This window comes from Microvirga sp. KLBC 81, assembly GCF_003075415.1.
Lineage (GTDB): Bacteria > Pseudomonadota > Alphaproteobacteria > Rhizobiales > Beijerinckiaceae > Microvirga.
The window spans coordinates 1-19,227 of record NZ_QDAH01000028.1; the positions used below are offsets into that span (position 1 = coordinate 1).

Genomic DNA, 19,227 nt, shown 5'->3' on the forward strand with positions numbered 1-19,227 from the left:
CTGGAGCGCGGCGCCGGCGAGCGCGGGCCCGCCCCGGCCGACCTGCAGAACCCGACCGAGACAACCGGCGGAACGGCGGATCGAGGATAGCGGGTAATCGTCAGACAAGAAGCTGATAGGGATGCGCCCAGCCCGGCACGGCGCGGACGCGGTCGAGCCACGCGCTCACATGGGTCCATGCGCTGTAATCAAGGCCTGTCTGCTCGGGCCAGAAGAGATAGCTGCAGCAGGCGATATCGGCGATGGAGATCGTCGAGCCGAGTAGGAACTGATCCTTGCCTCGAAACTCCTCATCGAGCCGGTCGAGATCGGCCTTGGCGCGGGCTTTGTGCCAGGCGATCACGTCAGGCGGTGTATCCTTCGTGAAATGTCGCGCGAAGCGGAGATTGGAGATGGAGAAGGTGATCCGGTTCGCTTCCCAGAACATCCATTCGACGGTGCGGTCGGGATCGCATTCGCCGCGCAACTGTCCGGTGACGCGCGCAAGATGCATAAGGATCGCGTTCGACTGAACGAGAGGCTCACCATTTGTGACGAGGACCGGAACCTCGCCGAAACGACTGACCTCCCGAAAATCGGGAGGCCTGTTGTTGCGTTCGATCGTGAGATCGACGGGCCGATACTCGTGCTCGAGCCCGAGAAGCGTGAGAGCCAGTTTCACCTTATAGGAATGACCTGACTCCCGGTTCCCGTAGAGCACGAGGTTCAGCATCAATCACTCACCGAACTTGTTCGATTTCGGGAAGCCCTTCGGCGGCAGGCGGCCTGCTTCGGTGCGGTCGCCCATCCAGTCGCGCAGGTCTTCCTTGGCGACGGTCCAGGTGCGGCCGGACGTATCCTTCCAGGTCAGGCCTTCCTTCAGCGTGAAGACCTTGGCATCGGAGACGCCGCCGTCCTTGTAGCGCTGCAGGCGAACGCCCTTGCCGCGGGTCATCTCCGGCACCTGCTTTACCGGGAAGATCAGGAGCTTGCGGTTCTCGCCGATGATCGCGACGTGATCGCCCTGAGCATCGGTGCAGACGACCGTGGTCGCCGGTGCATCGAGGTTGAGGATCTGCTTGCCCTTACGCGTGTTCGCCGTGACCTCGTCGGTGGGCACGATGAATCCGCGTCCGTCGGAGCTCACGACAAGGAGCTTCGAGCCCGCCTTGTACGGGAAGGCGGCAATGAAGTCCGAGCCTTCTTCCAGATCCACCATCAGGCGGATCGGATCGCCGAAGCCGCGACCGCCCGGAAGCTTCGACGCATCGAGCGTGAAGAAGCGGCCGTTGTTCGCCACCACGATGATCTTGGACGTGGTCTCGGCGAAGAAGGCGGTCTTGAGCTTGTCGTCGCCCCTGAACTGCAGCGCGGAGAGATCTTCCTGATGCCCCTTCATGGCACGCACCCAGCCCTTCTCGGAGACGATGACCGTAATCGGCTCGCGCTCGATCATGGCCTCCGCGAAGTCGATCTCGGAGGTGTCCGGCGCCTCGGCGAAGGTGGTGCGCCGCTTGCCGAGAGCCGTGTCGGGACCGAAGGTCTTGCGAACCTCCTTGATGTCGGCGGCAACGGCCTTCCACTGAATCTTCTCGGAGCCGAGCAGCTCCTCGATCTTGGCCTTCTCGTCCTGGAGGTTCTTCTGCTCGCGCTTGAGCTCCATCTCTTCGAGCTTGCGAAGCGAGCGCAAGCGCGTGTCGAGAATGGCGTTGGCCTGAACCTCGGTGAGCTTGAAGACGCGCATCAGCTCCGCCTTCGGCTCGTCTTCCTCGCGGATGATTTTGATCACCCGGTCGAGGTCGAGATAGACGATGAGCAGGCCGCCCAAGATCTCCAAGCGCTTGTCGATGGCAGCGAGGCGGAACTTCGAACGGCGGATCAGCACCTCGCGACGATGGTCGAGCCATTCGCGCAGGCATTCGGCCAGGCTCAACACCTTCGGCACCTTGCCGCCGGCGAGCACGTTCACGTTCATCGGAATGCGGCTTTCAAGCTCGGTGAGCTTGAAGAGCGACTCCATGAGAATGATCGGATCGACCGTCTTGGCGCGCGGCTCGAGAACCACGCGAATGTCCTCAGCCGATTCATCGCGAATGTCGGCGAGCAGCGGCAGCTTCTTTTCTTGCAGCAGCTCCGCAATCTTCTCGATCAGGCGTGACTTCGGCACCGCGTACGGGATTTCGGTGACGACAATCTGCCAGTTGCCGCGCCCGAGATCCTCCTTATGCCAGCGAGCGCGCACGCGGAACGAGCCGCGGCCGGTGCTGTAGGTCTCGGCCATGGAAGCCGGCGTGTCGACGATGATGCCGCCGGTCGGAAGATCCGGCCCCGGCACGAATTGCATCAGCTGCTCGGAGGTCGCATTCGGCTTCGAGATGAGATGCAGCGCGGCATCGCACAGCTCCGCCGCATTATGCGGCGGGATGGAGGTGGCCATGCCGACCGCGATGCCCTGCGAGCCGTTGGCGAGCAGGTTCGGGAAGGCGGCGGGCAGCACCACTGGCTCTTCGTTGGCCTGATCGTAGGTTTCGCGGAAATCGACGGCATCCTCATCGATGCCTTCCAGGAGCAGGCGCGCGACTTCCGTCAGCTTGGCTTCGGTGTAGCGCATCGCGGCAGCGCCATCGCCGTCAATATTGCCGAAATTGCCCTGCCCGTCCGCCAGCGGATAGCGCTGGGCGAAATCCTGCGCCATGCGCACGAGTGCATCGTAGATCGATTGGTCACCGTGAGGGTGATACTGACCCATCACGTCGCCGACGATGCGGGCGCATTTCTTCGGCGCGGACTTCGGGTCCAGCTTCAACAGCCGCATGGCGTGCAGGATGCGGCGGTGGACGGGCTTCAACCCGTCTCGCGCGTCCGGCAGCGCACGGTGCATGATGGTGGAGAGCGCGTATGCGAGGTAGCGCTCCTCCAAGGCGTCCTTGAGATTGATGTTCTCGATCTCGCCGCCAGACGGTGGATTGACCGGCTTACCCATTACCTGAATTCCTCAATAGCGAATCGCTTCTTTATCACCTGAAACGAGAACATAACAGAAACAGACCCTATTCATCCCCAGCTGTCGCGAGTGCGACGAAACGCGCCCGTTCCTCCGGCGCCCGCTGCCCCTGGGGGGCGAACACGTTCTGATGCAGGAAGAAGTCCGTGAGTGCAAATCCAGCCTGGATTTCGCTCTCGCTCGGGCGGTTGGCTTTTGTCTGGCCAATCAGGAAACCCGGGAGCTTGAGCAGGCGATCCTTGTAGGGCTCTCCCGCCGCCGCACACACCGCCCGCCCGCTTCTCGGGGACACATAGATGAGGTCCCGCTCAGTGCCTGTCGCCGCGCAGGAGGATAGGTCCAGCCCGAAGCCGAGCTCGGATAGCATGGCGAGCTCGAACCGTACGAAGAGTGCGGGGGCAAGGTCCGGGTCGTCCAGGTGGTCCACCAGAACGCTCAAGGTTTCGTAGAGAGCAAAATGCGGATCGCGTTCCGGCACGAAGCGGAGCAGGTTCGCCAGGGCAGCGAGGCCGTAGAGCGCCATGGACGAGTTCATGAGACGAGAGGCCCGCAGGCTCAATCCCTCGACCTGGAAATTGCCGAGATGCTCATCGAGCCGCGCCCGCCAAGTGGCTTGCACGGTGTTCCCCGGCTGGAGCACCGCCTGAAGGGTCTTCGAGCGGCCGCCATGGACGAGGCCCGAATGGCGGCCGTGCTCGCGCGTCATCAGCTCGAGGATGACGCTCGTCTCGCCATGTTTGCGGACGCCGAGAACGACGCCTTCATCGGTCCAGTGCATCGGGTGCGGGTGCTTTCTTTAAGCCCAATCGGCTGAAGCCCAGATGTAAGCATTCAGCGGGCTTTTTGCCATGTTTTCCAAGAGCATCGGGCGAAATTGTTAAGATATTTCCAAAGACCCGGAATGCCCAAAATGGAACCAAAGAGGCACCTTGGCATTCACGATCAGCTTAAATCCCAGAATGTGAATCGAGTATCATGAAAATTACCAACCTGTTGCTTGCGAGTACCGCTCTCCCGCTGATGATGATGTCGGCGAATGCCTCTGCGCTTCAGCCGCAGAACTCAACTCCCATCACCGTGGCTCAGGCCGATCCGGGCGACCCGACCCAGCTGCCCCCGAGAGCCCGTCAAAGACAGCAGGGACAGGATGAGCAGGCCCCTCCCGGCCAGCAGCGCCGTCAGGAGCGGCGCGGGGCGGATGAGGAAGGCGGCCAACGTCCCCAGCGTGGCGGTGGTCAGGGAGCAGCCCCGGAGGCGCCGCGCCCGCCCCGTGCGACAAGCCCCGATGAAGAAACGCGACCGGCTCAGCGCCCGGGTCGCGAGCAGCGCCAGCCGGCCGAACGCCAAGAGCAGCGCCCCGAGCGCCCGACACCGCCTTCCGGCGCGGAACCGGCTACCCCGGCTCGCCCTGTACTGCCCCCTGCCGAGCGGGCTCGTCCACCGGCAGAGACGCCGGAACGTCCTGCCCGCCCCGGCGCTCAGGAGCGTGACCAGCGCCCGGCGGAGCGCCAACGTCAGCAGGAACCCGAAACCCCGGCCCGTCCTGCGACGCCGCCCGCCGCGCAGCCTGCGACGCCGCCAACACCAGCTCAGCCTCGGACCGCACCGAGCCCCCGCGACGTTCCACAGCCCGAACGTGAGCAGCGCCGCACTCCGCCCGCGGCAACACAGCCGCGCACCGAGCCTACACCCCCGGCTCCAGCTCCGACGCAGGCTCCGGCACCCCGCACGCAGCCTGCGCCGACGTCCCCTGCTCCGGCTCAGACTGCGCCAGCTCCGGCAGCTCCCGCGGCTCCCCGTGCTCAGCCGCCGGCGGCCGCTGCCCCGGCCCCCGCAACGCCCCAGACAGCCCAGCAGCCGCTCGATCCATCGCGGGTGCGTATCGAGGATCTGCGCACGCAGCGTCGGGAGCGCAGGGAGGGAACCCGCGTCATCATCGAGGAGCCCGGCAACCGCACGATTGTCCGCGAGGGCAACGACATCATCATCCGCCACGACGAAACGGAACGCTTCCGCCGCATCTACGGTGCCGATGATGTCCGCGTGGAACGTCGCAGCGGCAATGAGGAGGTCACCATCGTTCGTCGGCCCGACGGTTCGGAGATTGTCACGGTGCGCGACGAATACGGCAATCTCATCCGTCGCGTGAGGCGAGAGCCTGCCGGTCGCGAGGTCGTTCTCATCGAGAACCGCCGCAGCGGCATCGGCGTGCGTCCCGGCTATGGCTACGTGGAAGAGGAAGTGCTCAGGCTGCCGCCGCCCACGGTGCGCATCCCGCGCGAGGAGTACATCGTGGAAACGGAACGCGCCTCCCCGAGGCAGATCGTGGAAGCCTTCACGGCCCCACCGGTGGAGCGGATCGAGCGCGCGTATACCCTCGACGAGGTCCGCCGCAGCCAGCCGCTGCGTGAGCGCATGCGCCGCGTGGACCTGGATACGATCAACTTCGAGTTCGGCTCCTGGGAGCTGCCGCCGGATCAGGTGAACGCTCTGAGTGTCATCGCCGAAGGTCTGCGTCAGGCCATCTCCCGCAACCCGAATGAGATCTTCCTCGTGGAAGGTCACACCGATGCGGTTGGCGCGGACGAGGACAACCTCACCCTCTCCGATCGCCGTGCGGAAACGGTTGCGACGATTCTGACGCAGCAGTTCCAGATCCCCGCCGAGAACCTGACCACCCAAGGCTACGGTGAGCAGTATCTGAAAGTGAACACGCAGGGCCCCGAACAGGAGAACCGTCGCGTCACCCTCCGCCGCATCACGCCGCTGCTGCAGGGGCAAAACCAGCAGTAACACACGCGGCTGGAATTCTTGAAACACGATCACCCGGCGATGAGGCCTCATCGCCGGGTGATCGTGTTTGCATGCCACCAGCTTCGCGCAGGCTTCAATCACCACAATGACGTTAGGGAATCAACAATCATAAGAACGGGACAATGCTCGGTCTTCTGCGACGCCACACGCCTCAAGAACCTCCTCAAGACGTTGCGGCCCCCGAGCCGTTGGCTGCGCCCACTCCCACACCCGTGAGCGACAGGAAGCGGGATGTAGAGGTCGTGAACTCGCTGGAAGCGGATTTGCTGAAGGCGATCCAGGGGGTCACCCAAGCCATTGCCGTGGCCGCTGCTGACGTAGCGGCGGTGGAGAAGGACTTGGCCGAGATCCGCACGCATGCAGCGGACCTCGCAGCTTCAGGACGTACGGCTTCGAGCGAGACGCTCTCGCTGGCCTCCTCGACTGAGGAACTCGCCACGACGGCTTCCGAGATCGGCCGAGCGATGGATCACGCGAGCGAGCAGATCGACAGCGCAGTTCAGGCGGCGCAAAGGGCGAGTGCTCTCATTACGCAGCTATCTGCAGCGACCGCTGAGATCGTCGGCATCGTCGATACGATTTCCGCCGTTGCACGACAGACCAATCTTCTCGCGCTGAACGCCACCATCGAGGCAGCCCGCGCAGGCGAAGCCGGGCGTGGCTTTGCAGTCGTCGCCAGCGAGGTGAAAACCCTCTCGACAGAAACCGCCAAGGCCGCCGACAACATCCGCCGGCGCATCGACCATTTGCGCGAAACGGCGGAGGCTTCCACGAGCACCGTGACATCGGTCGTTGAGGTCGTGCAGGGTGTCCGTCCTGTCTTCGACACGGTGCGCCAAGCGGTCAGCGAGCAGAATGCGGCCATCGATGAGGTTTCGCGCCTCGCAAGCGTCACGTCGAGCAGCGTGGGCGAGGTCAGCGATCGTGCGGGCGACGTGGATACCATCTCTCTCGATGCAAGCCAGCGCGCGAACCAAGCCGATCAGGCCACGAAGACGGCGGATGCCTTGGCCAAGGCCTTGGGGCAGCGTTTCGTCGCCGTCATTCGCCAGAGCGAACTCGGCGACAGGCGGCAATCCGATCGCTTTCCTGTCGAGCGCCCCGCCACGATCCGCATCGGCGCAAACAGCACCACCTCACGACTGATCGACATCAGCACTGGCGGCGTGCTTTTGGCTGCGACCGACACGATGCGTATGCCCCCCGGCCAGCGTGCTGAGATCGAGACGCGGGAGCTGGGCCGCATTGGCATTCGGATCGTCGCTTCAAGCCCCATGGGCCTTCACTGCGCCTTCGATCATCCCACGGCAGAAAGCCGCAGCCGTATCGAGGGTTTTGTCGCCCAGGTCGAGGCGAGCTATAAACCGCGCATCCTGCTGGCCCAGGAAGCCGCGCGTCAGGTCGAGGCTCTCATCGAGCAGGCTGTGAAGGACGGAAGCGTCTCGCGCGATGCCGTCTTCGATACGGATTACCGGCTGCTGCCCGACACCAATCCCGCGCAGTACAGCACCGCATATCTTCCCGTATTCGAGAAAATTCTGCCGTTCGTGCTCGAAAAGGTGCTGGCGTCAGACGCCACGATGGCCTTCTGTCTCGCCATCGACCGCAACAGCTACATCCCGGTCCACAACCGAATCTACTCGCAAGTCCAGCGCGCGAACGATCCGGTCTGGAACGCCGCCAACTGCCGAAACAAACGCATCTTTGATGACCGCGCCGGCATCACGGCCGCCCGCTCGACACGTCCCTTCATCGTGCAGGCCTATGCCCGCGACATGGGCGGCGGGAAGATCGTGATGATGCAGGAAGTGGACACGCCGATCCGCATCCTCGGGCGTCATTGGGGCGGGTTGAGAACGGCTTACCGGGCTTGATAAGAGCGCGATAAGCATTAAACGATTTAGCCCTTCGGGAACTCCAATCCCATCTCGCGGTAGCGCTCGGGATCGTCGCTCCAGTTCTCGCGCACCTTCACGAAGATGAAAAGATGCACGGGAGCCTCCGCGATCTCGGCGATCTCCTTACGTGCGGCCTGGCCGATGGCCTTGATGGTCTGGCCGCCCTTGCCGAGCACGATCTTGCGCTGGCTGTCGCGCTCCACAAACACCGTCTGCTCGATGCGCACGGAGCCGTCCGGCCGCTGCTGCCATTGGTCGGTTTCGACGGTCGACTGGTACGGCAGCTCTTCGTGCAGGCGCTCGTAGATCTTCTCGCGGGTGATCTCGGCCGCGAGCATGCGCAGCGGCGCGTCGGAAATCTGATCCTCCGGATAGAGCCAGGGACCTGCGGGCATCATGGCAGCGAGCTGACTCCTGAGAGTGTTGATGCCGTCACCATTCAGGGCCGAGATCATGAAGGTATGGGCGAAGGGCACCTTCTCGTTGAGCTTCGCGGCCATTTCCAGGAGCTTCGATCGCTCGATCAGGTCGATCTTGTTGAGGATCAGCACCTTCGGCTGCTTCAGCTCGGGCAACTTGTCGAGGATAGCCCCGGCCTCCTCGTCGACGCCTTTGCGGACATCGAGCAGCAGAGCGACGACATCTGCGTCCCCGGCTCCGCCCCAGGCCGATGTGACCATGGCGCGGTCGAGGCGCCGCTTCGGCTTGAAGATGCCGGGCGTGTCCACGAACACGATCTGTGTATCGCCTTCCATGGCGATGCCTCGCACCAAAGCGCGCGTCGTCTGAACCTTGCGCGACACGATGGAAACCTTGGAGCCCACGAGCGCATTGAGCAGCGTCGACTTGCCCGCATTCGGCGCGCCGATGAGCGCGACGAAACCCGCCTTGGTGTTGGTCGGCTCAGACTGTTCCATGCTCGTCCTCCGTCCAGACGCCCTCTCTGAGGAGAAGACTACGCGCTGCCGCCTGTTCCGCAATACGCTTCGATGTGCCGTGCCCGAATTCGGTTTCCGTGCCCTTCACCTTCACCATCACGCGAAACTTCGGTGCGTGATCGGGGCCTGTCTGCTCGGCGACGGTATATGTCGGCGGCGGCAGACCACGTCCCTGCGCCCATTCCTGCAACGCGCTCTTCGGATCGCGCAGCGGACGGCGCGGAGCTTCGAGCAGCGCCTTGAAGGAGCGCTCCACGAGACCTTTTGCAGCCTCATAGCCGCCGTCGAGGAATACGGCACCGATAACGGCTTCGCACACATCCGCCAGAATGGTCGGGTTGCGCCGCTCGCCCGAATGCGCCTCGCCCGCTCCGAGCTTCAGGTAGGGTCCGACATCCCAGGCAACGGCGATCTCGGCACAGCTCTCACGACGCACCAGCTCCGCGAGGCGGCGTGAGAGCTCGCCTTCGGGGGCGTTCGGGAACGTCTTGTAGAGCGTCTCGGCAATGGCGAGCCCAAGCACGCGATCGCCTAGGAATTCGAGACGCTGATAGCTCTGCCCGCCCGCTTTGGGGGCGCTCACATGGGTGAGCGCTTCATCGAGAAATTCGGGCTTCTGAAACTGGTATTCCAGCTTCTTCAGCAACTCGTCATAGTTCGGCTTGCGACGGGCCACGGCTTAACGGATCCGCTCGAACATGCGATCCCAGCGAATGCGCTGCGGCCATTCCCAGAACCGGAACAGGGACGCGCCTTCGTCGATGGAGAAGAAGATGATCTCCGCTCGGCCGACGAGGTTCTCGGCCGGCACCTGACCCACATTCGCTTCGTCGCGGGAGTCGGTGGAGTTGTCCCGGTTGTCGCCCATCATGAAGTAATGACCAGGCTTCACCGTGTAGACATCCGTGTTGTCCCAATAGGCCCGATCGCCTTTCAGCTCGATCACAAAGTGGCTCGAACCGTCCGGGAAGGTTTCCTTGTAGCGCGGCACGGCAGTGGCACGACCGTATTCGTCGGTTGTCTTATAATCCTCGACACGCTCGCGCTGAACCGGCTGGCCGTTGATATGCAAAACGCCGGCGATCACTTGAATGCGATCACCCGGCAGACCCACCACGCGCTTGATGTAGTCGGTGGAATTGTCCTTCGGCAGCTTGAACACCGCGATGTCGCCGCGCTTCGGCTCGGAACCGAAGATGCGGCCTGAGAAGACCGGCGGGCTGAAGGGCATCGAGTGCTTCGAGTAGCCATAGGCGTATTTCGAGACGAACAGGTAGTCGCCGATCAGCAGGGTCGGGATGAGAGAGCCCGAGGGAATATTGAAAGGCTGGAACAGGACGGTGCGGACCACCACCGCGATCAAAAGTGCTTGGATGATGACCTTGATGGTTTCCCAAAGGCCTTCTTCTTCCTTCTTCTTCACGGTGCTACCCATGGTTTGCTGCTTGGCGTTGTCGCTCACGTCGATCGACCTATGCTTGAGGAACGTGGCGACTTGAGGCCGCCGTTGTTGTTGCAAAGTCGAGAGCGGTTTGCACTTCATTGCCTCAAGTGCAAACCGCTCTCGATGATCCGAGCAGCCGGCGCGGGATCTCAGCGCCCGCCCTTCCGCTCAGGGCCATGCTCTATCCTATGGCGGGACTTGCCGCAACGCGGACGCCTCGGCTATGGGGAGGGCCTCGATGATCACAAAGGCCTGAGCCAGGGGCGGATCATCGGTCAGGGAGACATGGACGACCGGCTCATATCCCTCCGGCGTCATCTTCCGCAGCCGCTCAAGGGCCCCGCCGGTCAGCCGCATCGTCGGGCGGCCGCTCGGCAGATTAACCACCTCCATGTCCCGCCAGAACACACCTTGGCTTAAGCCCGTCCCGAGGGCCTTGGCGCAGGCTTCCTTGGCGGCGAAACGCCGGGCGTAGGAGGGCGCTCGCGCCGCGCGGCGGTCGCTGCGGGCCCGCTCGCCCTGCGTGTAGATGCGGTGGGTGAACCGGTCGCCGAAGCGCTCGAGGGAGCGCTCGATCCGACGGATGTCGCAGAGATCCGATCCGATGCCCAGAATCATGGGGCCACCTGAGCCCTTCCCTCGTCCATGGCGGCCCGCATGGCCCGCACGGCCTCGTCGAGCCCCATGAAGATGGCGTCGCCAATCAGAGCATGGCCGATATTCAGCTCCACGATCTGCGGAATGGCCGCGACAGGGCGAACCGAGTCGAGGGCAAGCCCATGACCGGCATGGATCTCCAGGCCGATCCCCGCCCCATGGGCGGCGGCGCGGCGCAGGCGCTCCAGTTCGTGAGCGACCTTGGCCTCATCGCCTGCGGCGACGGCCTCGCAATAGGTGCCGGTATGGAGCTCGACCACGGGCGCGCCCAGGTCGCAGGCGGCGTCCATGACCTCGATTTCCGGCTCGACGAACAGGGACACTCGGATACCCTGACCTTTCAGATGCTGGATCATCGGACGCAGATGGGAAGCGCCGCCAATGATGTCGAGCCCCCCTTCCGTGGTCCGCTCCTCCCGCTTTTCCGGCACGAGGCAGCAGGCATGGGGGTGGATGCGGGTCGCGATCTCGATCATCTCGGGCGTCGCCGCCATCTCGAAATTGAGCGGCACGAAGAGCTGGCGCTTCAGGCGCTCCATATCCAGGTCGCGGATATGCCGCCGGTCCTCCCGAAGATGGGCCGTAATCCCGTCCGCACCAGCCAGCACGGCCATATGGGCGGCCCGGATCGGGTCCGGATGAACCCCGCCCCGAGCGTTCCGGACAGTGGCAACGTGGTCGATATTGACGCCAAGGCGAAGAGGAGGTGCTTTCATAAGCCTGTTTGTAGCAGAGAGCCGCTCATTTCCTAGGCCCTGAACCCAGGCTGAGACCCACTTAGCCCTGGATGAATGCCAAAGAGCCAAGCGGAAGTGTCCTCGCGGCGTGTCGGCCCGAGATTTGGCGGTCGAGGGGGCGCGAGGAGCGGTCCGGCTCGAGGTCTGAGGTGTGTGAAGAGCCAGGCGGCTCCTCGCGCACGGCTTTTTTAGGCGGACAGGCGACGCTGGCTCAGCCACTGCCGCAGGCGGACACCGCATCGCTTTCAGCGGGCGGCCTGCGACCAATCCTGAGTCCAGACGCACAGCCTGGGCCTCCCGTCGCATGGGTCTACGTTGGACCCACACACGAGACCGCTCCCGACCCCGCAGTCACGACGCCTCGCGAGCGCGCCCCCAGCGGGTCGGGACAAACGCAACATAGTTCAGCTTAGGACCAAAGTCAAGAACAAAGAAAGAACATTCTCCTGCGCAATCTAGCTCTCCACCTCTACCTCGTCATCCCCGGGCTCGTCCCGGGGATCCATGCCTTTGGAAGCGCTGCGGGCTCAAGACGGGGATGGCCGGGACAAGCCCGGCCATGACGGAAGGGAAACGACGCCCCGACAGGAATGACGCGCTCCCTCACGTCATCACCGGCCTCGTGCCGGTGATCCCGCTTTACGGAAGCGCTGCGCTTATCCGCATCGGGATGGCCGCAACAATCCCCGGAACAAGTCCAGGCCGGCCATGACGAGGAGGCTGGATGGAGCGAACACACGCGGAGGGCCGGAAGTGCGGACGCAGCCTCTCATCTCTCTTGCCATCCAAGGCCAAATCGACTATAGCCCCCGCTTCGCGTTCGCTCCGGCCGGGGGCTGAACGGACGGTGCGGCTTGCCGCATAGGGGTTTGGCTCCGTCGTCCCGTGTCTCCGCCTTCGACAACCGCTCGGGCCTTGCAGGCTCGAAGGGCTTGGCGCCGATCGGACGCGCGAAACCGGCCTGAACACTTCTAAATAGTCGTGCTTAGGCCTGAACCTCAAACCTGAGAAAGGCCCACTATGCCTCTCTACGAGCACATCTTCCTGGCTCGCCAGGACGTGACGCCCCAGCAGGTCGAAGCAATGGTCGACCAGTACAAGGGCGTTATCGAGCAGAACGGCGGCAACATCGAGAAGACCGAGATGTGGGGCGTGAAGTCCCTCGCCTACCGCATCAAGAAGAACCGCAAGGCGCATTTCACGATGTTCAACCTCAACGCTCCCGCAGCTGCGGTGGCCGAGATGGAACGTCAGATGCGCATCAACGAAGACATCCTTCGCTTCATGACCATCAAGGTCGACGAGCTCGAGACCGAGCCGTCCGTGATGATGCAGAAGCGCGACCGTGACGAGCGCAAGGACCGCGAGCGCCGTGAGCGCGATGGCGGCTTCGAAGGCGAAGGCGAGGAGGCTTAATCATGGCATTTGGTGCTACTGGTGGCGCTGCTGGCGGCGGCCGTCGTCCCTTCTTCCGTCGTCGCAAGACCTGCCCGTTCTCGGGCCCGAACGCGCCGAAGATCGACTACAAGGACACGAAGCTCCTGTCCCGCTACATCTCGGAGCGCGGCAAGATCGTTCCTTCGCGCATCACGGCCGTGTCGGCCAAGAAGCAGCGTGAGCTCGCCCAGGCGATCAAGCGCGCCCGCTTCCTGGGCCTGCTGCCCTACGTGATCCGCTAATAAGCCTTCAGCGGGCTGCCTCGCGCAGCCCGCTTTTCCACTTTTCGCCCGGCGGTGAAACCCCGCCGGCTCAGTTGGGGCAAAGGGCCCCTAACCCTGCCAGCGAGCAGCGGGACAGCGAGAACCATGAATTTTATCGCAACAGGCATCGGCGCGGGCCTCGTATCGGCCCTTCTGACAGTGGTGGTCGTCAAAGCGACGCCGCTTGCTGCCGTGCTGTACATGCTCGCTCCCGTCCCCGTCCTGATCGTCTCACTCGGCTGGAACCATCGTTCCGGACTCGTAGCGACGCTCGTCGGCGCGCTTGCGATTGCCGTCTTCACCGCCTCGCCCGTCAGTGCCCTCGGCTTTGCGGTCATCACCGGCCTGCCCGCCTGGTGGCTCGCCTATCTCGCCTTGCTGGGACGCCCGACGGCTGAAGGCACGATGGAATGGTACCCGGTCGGACGCCTCCTGGCCTGGGTCGCGGCTACAGCTGCTCTCACCATCGTGGCCACCGGCATCATTTCGTCCGACGGCGATTACAGCACCTTCCAGGCCAAGTCGCGCCAGATCTCGGAAGCCTTTGTCGACATGTTCTTCGAAGCCCCCGAGCAAGGCAGTCAGGAGGCTCGTGAAGCCATGATCGATGCCTTTGCCACCGCGACACCCGCGTTGTCCGCATTCGGCTTCACGACGTTCCTGGCCTTCTATCTCTGGCTCGCGGCGAAGGTCGTCTCCGTATCCAAGCGCCTGCCGCGCCCCTGGCCTCCAATGCCGGAACTCGCGATGCCGCGCTCCGCTCTGCTGGCTCCTATCCTGGCTTTCGTCCTGGTCCAGTTCAACGGCTTCATCGGCGCCCTCGGCTACGCGATCTTCGGCGCCTTCCTCATGGCTTTCACCCTGCAGGGCCTCGCCGCCATTCATGAGCGCACCCAGGGCAAGCCGGGACGCGGCTTCATTCTGGCAGGGCTCTACGTGCTGCTCTTCCTGACGCAGGGCATCATGATCGCGGCCCTGTCCCTCTTCGGCCTTGCCGACACGATTTTCGGCCTTCGCCGCCGCTTCGGCGGCAACAGGCCGAACCAACCGCCAACCCCTTCAACCTGATCACGAACATTAAAGGAGAAAACCGATGGAAGTGATCCTTCTCGAGCGCGTCGCAAAGCTCGGCCAGATGGGCGAAACCGTTAAGGTTCGCTCGGGCTATGCCCGCAACTTCCTCCTGCCGCGCGGCAAGGCTCTGCGCGCCACCGAGGCCAACAAGAAGCATTTCGAGCAGCAGCGCGCTCAGCTCGAGACCCGCAACCTCGAGCGCCGGAAGGAAGCCGAAGCCGTTGCCGAGAAGCTGAACGGCCAGAGCTTCGTCCTCCTCCGCCAGTCCGGCGAGACGGGCGTACTCTACGGTTCGGTCTCGACCCGCGATCTTGCCGAAGTGATGACCCAGGGCGGCTTCACGGTTGATCGCAACCAGATCGTTCTCAACGCTCCGATCAAGACCCTCGGCCTGCACACCGTGCCGGTCGCCCTCCATCCGGAGGTCGAGGTCACGGTGACGGCCAACATCGCCCGCAGCCCTGAGGAAGCTGAGCGTCAGGCTCGCGGCGAGGCGGTCACCGCCCGCGAAGAGACCAACCTCGACGACCTCGGCCTCGAAGTCGGCGCTGCTCTGGCCGATGCCGGCGACGTGGAGCTCTAAGACCTGACGCGAACCTGAGCCTTGCTCTGGTTCATGTTTTGTTCCAAAATGAGCGCTCTCCATCGATTCGATGGGGAGCGTTTTTCGTTGGCGTTCCGGCTTGTCCAGGAGTCAAGCGGAGGAGCCGGCGAAAAGATGCGCTTGTGAGAATCGAGGACAGCGAGGACAGCCTGCTCGAAGTGTCGCGTTGTCCCTGATCAGCAACGGTTAGGACACCAATTGCGGTCTAAGAGCCTCTAAACCTCAATCCCGATCCCGGAGCGCCAGATGGCCACCGCCAATGCCCTGATCGCCCGTCTTGAAACCGCCGAGCCGCAGTTTCGTACTCCTCCCAGCAATCTCGAGGCCGAACAGGCCTTGCTGGGTGCGATCCTGGTCAACAACGACGCCTATTACCGTGTCTCCGACTTCCTCGAGCCCGAGCACTTCATCGAGGATCTGCACCGCCGCATCTATGAGGTCGCCACCAGTCTCATCAAAGCCGGCAAGGTCGCGACCCCCATCACGATGAAGACTTTCCTGGGCGACCAGGACCTGGGCGGCGTCACCGTCTCACAATATCTCGCCCGCCTTGCCGCGGAAGCGACCACGGTCATCAACGCCGAGGATTACGGCCGCACGATCTACGACCTTGCGATCCGCCGCAGCCTCATCAATATCGGCGAGGACCTCGTCAACACCGCCTTCGACGCCCCCGTCGACAGCTCACCGCGCGACCAGATCGAGGAGGCGGAGCGGCGTCTTTACTCCATTGCCGAAACGGGCCGCACCGACGGCGGCTTCCAACGCTTTTCCGATGCGCTCACCGCCGCGATCGACATGGCGGCTGCCGCCTACAAGCGCGAAGGTGCATTGTCCGGCATCTCGACCGGGCTCATCGACCTCGACAAGTCCCTCGGCGGCCTTCAGCCCTCCGACTTGATTATCCTCGCCGGCCGACCGGCGATGGGTAAGACCTCGCTGGTAACGAACATCGCGTTCAACATTGCCAAGGCTTACAAAGCCGAGAAGCAGCAGGACGGTTCCCTGAAAACCGTGAACGGTGGAATCGTCGGCTTCTTCTCGCTCGAAATGTCGGCGGAGCAGCTCGCCACCCGTATCATCGCGGAGCAATCGGGCGTTCCGTCCTACAAGATCCGCCGCGGCGATATGCGCGAGGACGATTTCTACAAGATCACCGAAGCTGCCCGCGAGATGCAGTCGATCCCCTTCTATATCGACCAGACCGGTGGCATCTCGATCGCCCAGCTCACCGCCCGCGCAAGGCGTCTCAAGCGCCAGCGCGGCCTTGACGTTCTCATTGTCGACTACCTCCAGCTCCTTTCCGGCTCCGCCAAGAAGGGCGAGAACCGCGTGCAGGAACTCACCGAAATCACCACGGGATTGAAGGCGCTCGCCAAGGAACTCGCGGTTCCGTTGATCGCGCTTTCCCAGCTCTCCCGTCAGGTGGAAGCGCGCGACGACAAACGGCCGCAGCTCGCCGACCTTCGTGAATCGGGCTCGATTGAGCAGGACGCCGACGTGGTCATGTTCGTTTACCGCGAAGAGTATTATCTAAAGAACAAGGAGCCGAAGCCCGGCACCGAAGAATACTTCAAGTGGCAGGCGGAGATGGATCAGGTCCACGGCAAAGCCGAGGTCATCATCGGCAAGCAGCGTCACGGTCCCACAGGTACCGTGCAGCTGGCCTTCCAGGCCGACATCACCCGCTTCACCAACCTCGCAGACGAAGACAAACTTCCCGATCGGATCGGCGATTGACCAAGACTGAACAGACCAGCGCCGCCAACCGCATTCCTCAGGAAACGGCCGGCGGCCTCCTTCACATCGACCTCTCGGCTCTGGCTTCCAACTGGCGCGCGTTGCGCGACAACGCGGGCGGCGCGGAAGCCGCCGCCGTCGTCAAGGCGGACGCCTATGGCACCGGCATCGAACAGGCTGTGCCTGCCTTGGCACAGGCCGGATGCCGCACGTTCTTCGTGGCGCATTTGAGCGAGGCAGTCCGCGTGCGCGCTGTCGCCCCCGATGCCACGATCTACGTGCTCAACGGTCTGTTCCCCGGCACTTCTCCCGTTTACGTGGAGCACAAGCTGCGCCCTGTTCTCGGCTCCTTCGAGGAGATCGAGGAATGGGCTGCCTTCTGCCGGTCGCAAGGGCAGAAGCGCGAAGCAGCCATCCATATCGATACCGGCATGAACCGCCTCGGCCTTACCGTCCCTCAAGGTCTGACGCTCAAGGATCGCCCGGAATGTAAGGATTTCGAAGTCGCGCTTCTCATGAGCCATTTCGTCAGCGCTGAAGAAAGCGCGAACCCGATCAACATCCGCCAGATCGAATCCTTCAAAGCTGTGCGCGAGATGCTTCCCGGCGTGCCCACTTCGCTCGCCAACTCCTCCGGCATCTTCCTGAAAGAGAAGCCGCATTTTGATCTCGTGCGCCCAGGTTACGCGCTCTATGGCGGCAACCCGACGCCGGATCGCGATAATCCCATGAGCGCCGTGGTCGGCCTTGAAGCGCGCATCGTGCAGCTGCGCTGGGTCGAGGAGGACGACACCGTCGGCTACAATGCGCGTTGGCTTGCGCTCGGACGCCGCCGCATCGCCACGCTCTCTGTCGGCTATGCAGATGGTTATCCGCGCTCCGCAAGCGCTCGCGGCAAGAGTGGCGAGGAGCTATTGGCCGGCATGGTTCTGGTGGCCGGGCACCCCTGCCCGTTCGCGGGCAATGTCTCCATGGATCTCATTACCGTCGATGTCACCGATGTTCCCGAGAACGAAATCCAACGCGGTGACACCGTGACCATGATCGGCGGTTCTCTCAACCTTGATGAAGTCGGCCGTCGCGCCGGCACCATCGGTTATGAGATCCTCACCAATCTGGGCCGGCGTTATGCGCGCAGCTATCGCGGAAAGCAGGGCTGATGGCGAAGCGTCACCCCTCCTTCGTCTGCCAGGAATGCGGTGCGGTCTATAACCGTTGGAAAGGCAAATGCGAGGCCTGTGGCGGCTGGAACACCATCGTCGAGGAAGCAGGCTCCGCAAGCCCCATGTCGGGCCCCGCCGCCACGCGTCCGTCCCGTGCGAAGGGCCGCATCTTCCCGCTCGAGGGCCTGTCCGGTGAAACCAAGGAGGCTCCGCGCACGCCGTCCGGCATTGCGGAGCTGGATCGCGTCACAGGCGGCGGCTTCGTGCATGGCTCCATCATCCTGCTCGGCGGCGATCCGGGTATCGGCAAGTCGACCCTGCTGATGCAGGCTTCCGCCGCTCTCGCCAATCGCGGTGAGCGCGTCGCCTATATCTCAGGCGAAGAGGCGGTGGCGCAGGTGCGCCTGCGCGCGGAACGCCTTGGTCTCGGCCAAGCCCCCGTGGAGCTCGCGTCCGAGACCAATGTGGAAGACATCATCGCGACCTTGAGCCAGGGTCGTCCGCCGGCGCTCGCCATCATCGACTCGATTCAGACCATGTGGACCGAGACGGTGGAGTCGGCGCCCGGCACCGTGACCCAAGTGCGCGGCTCGGCCCAGGCGCTGATCCGATTCGCGAAAACGACCGGCACCGCCGTCATCCTCGTCGGCCACGTGACAAAGGATGGTCAGATCGCAGGTCCTCGTGTCGTCGAGCATATGGTCGATGCAGTCGTGTCCTTCGAGGGCGATACGGGCCACCATTTCCGCATCCTGCGCGCGGTGAAGAACCGCTTCGGTCCGACCGACGAGATCGGCGTGTTTGAGATGTCGGACCAGGGCTTGCGCGAGGTTCCCAACCCCTCCGAGCTGTTCCTCGCCGGACGGGATATGGCGACACCCGGCACGGCCGTCTTTGCCGGCATGGAAGGAACGCGCCCGCTGCTCGTGGAAATCCAGGCGCTCGTCGCCCCCTCGTCCCTCGGTACGCCGCGCCGCGCCGTGGTGGGCTGGGACCAGAATCGCCTGTCGATGGTGCTCGCCGTGCTGGAGGCCCATGGCGGCCTGAAGCTCGGCATGCACGACGTCTATCTGAATGTGGCAGGTGGCCTGCGGATCACCGAGCCCGCCGCCGATCTGGCAGCGGCTGCGGCGCTCGTCTCGTCCCTGTCGGGCAACCCCTTGCCGCCCGACACGGTCTATTTCGGCGAGATGGGCCTGTCCGGTGCGATCCGCCCCGTAGCCCAGGAGCAGGCGCGGCTGAAGGAAGCTGCAAAGCTTGGTTTTTCCAGTGCGGTGTCCCCAGCCCCGCGCCTGGACAAGAACAAGCCGGAGAAGCTCCCACTCGCGGCATCTTCGATCGGCCATATCACTGATCTTGTTGCAGGAATTGCGGATCGCCGGCGCAGAGCTTTGCGGTGAAACGGACCTGTCCTGCGCGATCCGCCCCGTCGCGCAGGGCAGACTAAGCTCTGATGGTCGCCGCCCTCATCAACT

At 63.6% G+C, this 19,227-nt stretch carries 17 protein-coding genes; 9 read left to right on the forward strand and 8 right to left on the reverse strand.

Annotated features, from left to right (window positions below; all coding sequences use genetic code 11):
• Positions 1 to 100: 100 nt before the first annotated feature.
• From DC522_RS17255 to recO, 3 genes are all read right to left on the reverse strand, one after another.
• Positions 101 to 712 (reverse strand): glutathione S-transferase family protein, encoded by a 612-nt coding sequence (locus DC522_RS17255; RefSeq protein WP_116529913.1) that lies wholly within the window; start codon positions 710 to 712, stop codon positions 101 to 103.
• A 3-nt stretch (positions 713 to 715) separates the two neighbouring features.
• On the reverse strand, positions 716 to 2,962 hold the full coding sequence (gene parC, locus DC522_RS17260; protein WP_116529914.1) for a DNA topoisomerase IV subunit A: 2,247 nt from the start codon (positions 2,960 to 2,962) through the stop codon (positions 716 to 718).
• A gap of 67 nt (positions 2,963 to 3,029) precedes the next feature.
• Complete coding sequence (gene recO, locus DC522_RS17265) at positions 3,030 to 3,761, reverse strand: DNA repair protein RecO (protein WP_116529915.1); 732 nt, start codon at positions 3,759 to 3,761, stop codon at positions 3,030 to 3,032.
• 197 nt (positions 3,762 to 3,958) lie between these two features.
• On the opposite strand from recO, the gene DC522_RS36005 reads away from it, so the two are divergent.
• Together DC522_RS36005 and DC522_RS17285 are read left to right on the forward strand one after the other, a co-directional pair.
• On the forward strand, positions 3,959 to 5,776 hold the full coding sequence (locus tag DC522_RS36005) for an OmpA family protein (RefSeq protein ID WP_245444259.1): 1,818 nt from the start codon (positions 3,959 to 3,961) through the stop codon (positions 5,774 to 5,776).
• A 143-nt stretch (positions 5,777 to 5,919) separates the two neighbouring features.
• Positions 5,920 to 7,671 (forward strand): methyl-accepting chemotaxis protein, encoded by a 1,752-nt coding sequence (locus DC522_RS17285; RefSeq protein WP_116529919.1) that lies wholly within the window; start codon positions 5,920 to 5,922, stop codon positions 7,669 to 7,671.
• A gap of 26 nt (positions 7,672 to 7,697) precedes the next feature.
• Here DC522_RS17285 and era read toward each other — a convergent pair whose 3' ends face one another.
• The 5 genes from era to DC522_RS17310 all read right to left on the reverse strand — a co-directional run bounded on the left by era (position 7,698) and on the right by DC522_RS17310 (position 11,450).
• Positions 7,698 to 8,612, reverse strand: coding sequence for a GTPase Era (gene era, locus DC522_RS17290; RefSeq protein WP_116529920.1), 915 nt, complete (start codon positions 8,610 to 8,612; stop codon positions 7,698 to 7,700).
• Positions 8,599 to 9,309 (reverse strand): ribonuclease III, encoded by a 711-nt coding sequence (gene rnc, locus DC522_RS17295; RefSeq protein WP_116529921.1) that lies wholly within the window; start codon positions 9,307 to 9,309, stop codon positions 8,599 to 8,601. The genes era and rnc overlap by 14 nt, the downstream gene beginning before the upstream one ends.
• 3 nt (positions 9,310 to 9,312) lie before the next feature.
• Positions 9,313 to 10,068 carry a signal peptidase I gene (lepB, locus tag DC522_RS17300; protein WP_116529971.1) on the reverse strand — a complete coding sequence of 252 codons (756 nt, stop codon included), beginning with the start codon at positions 10,066 to 10,068 and terminating at the stop codon, positions 9,313 to 9,315.
• 195 nt (positions 10,069 to 10,263) lie between these two features.
• On the reverse strand, positions 10,264 to 10,695 hold the full coding sequence (gene acpS, locus DC522_RS17305; protein WP_116529922.1) for a holo-ACP synthase: 432 nt from the start codon (positions 10,693 to 10,695) through the stop codon (positions 10,264 to 10,266).
• Entirely contained in the window at positions 10,692 to 11,450 is a 759-nt protein-coding gene (locus tag DC522_RS17310) for a pyridoxine 5'-phosphate synthase (RefSeq protein WP_116529923.1), read from the reverse strand. Before DC522_RS17310 ends, acpS begins: the two co-directional genes overlap by 4 nt.
• A 1,041-nt stretch (positions 11,451 to 12,491) precedes the next feature.
• Between DC522_RS17310 and rpsF the strand changes: the two genes are divergently transcribed.
• The 7 genes from rpsF (at position 12,492) to radA (ending at position 19,152) form a co-directional block, all read left to right on the forward strand.
• Positions 12,492 to 12,887 (forward strand): 30S ribosomal protein S6, encoded by a 396-nt coding sequence (rpsF, locus tag DC522_RS17315; RefSeq protein ID WP_116529924.1) that lies wholly within the window; start codon positions 12,492 to 12,494, stop codon positions 12,885 to 12,887.
• Between the two features lie 2 nt (positions 12,888 to 12,889).
• Complete coding sequence (gene rpsR, locus DC522_RS17320) at positions 12,890 to 13,150, forward strand: 30S ribosomal protein S18 (RefSeq protein ID WP_036353512.1); 261 nt, start codon at positions 12,890 to 12,892, stop codon at positions 13,148 to 13,150.
• A 126-nt stretch (positions 13,151 to 13,276) separates the two neighbouring features.
• Complete coding sequence (locus DC522_RS17325) at positions 13,277 to 14,239, forward strand: DUF2232 domain-containing protein (RefSeq protein WP_116529925.1); 963 nt, start codon at positions 13,277 to 13,279, stop codon at positions 14,237 to 14,239.
• A 25-nt stretch (positions 14,240 to 14,264) separates the two neighbouring features.
• A complete protein-coding gene (gene rplI / locus DC522_RS17330) occupies positions 14,265 to 14,828 on the forward strand; it encodes a 50S ribosomal protein L9 (protein WP_116529926.1) in 564 nt (187 codons plus the stop codon).
• 267 nt (positions 14,829 to 15,095) lie between these two features.
• Entirely contained in the window at positions 15,096 to 16,589 is a 1,494-nt protein-coding gene (locus DC522_RS17335; RefSeq protein WP_116529927.1) for a replicative DNA helicase, read from the forward strand.
• The gene (gene alr, locus DC522_RS17340) at positions 16,586 to 17,749 is read left to right on the forward strand and encodes an alanine racemase (RefSeq protein WP_371679838.1); all 1,164 of its coding nucleotides are present in this window, start codon (positions 16,586 to 16,588) and stop codon (positions 17,747 to 17,749) included. The genes DC522_RS17335 and alr overlap by 4 nt, the downstream gene beginning before the upstream one ends.
• A complete protein-coding gene (gene radA, locus DC522_RS17345) occupies positions 17,749 to 19,152 on the forward strand; it encodes a DNA repair protein RadA (RefSeq protein ID WP_116529928.1) in 1,404 nt (467 codons plus the stop codon). The genes alr and radA overlap by 1 nt, the downstream gene beginning before the upstream one ends.
• Positions 19,153 to 19,227 lie beyond the last annotated feature (75 nt).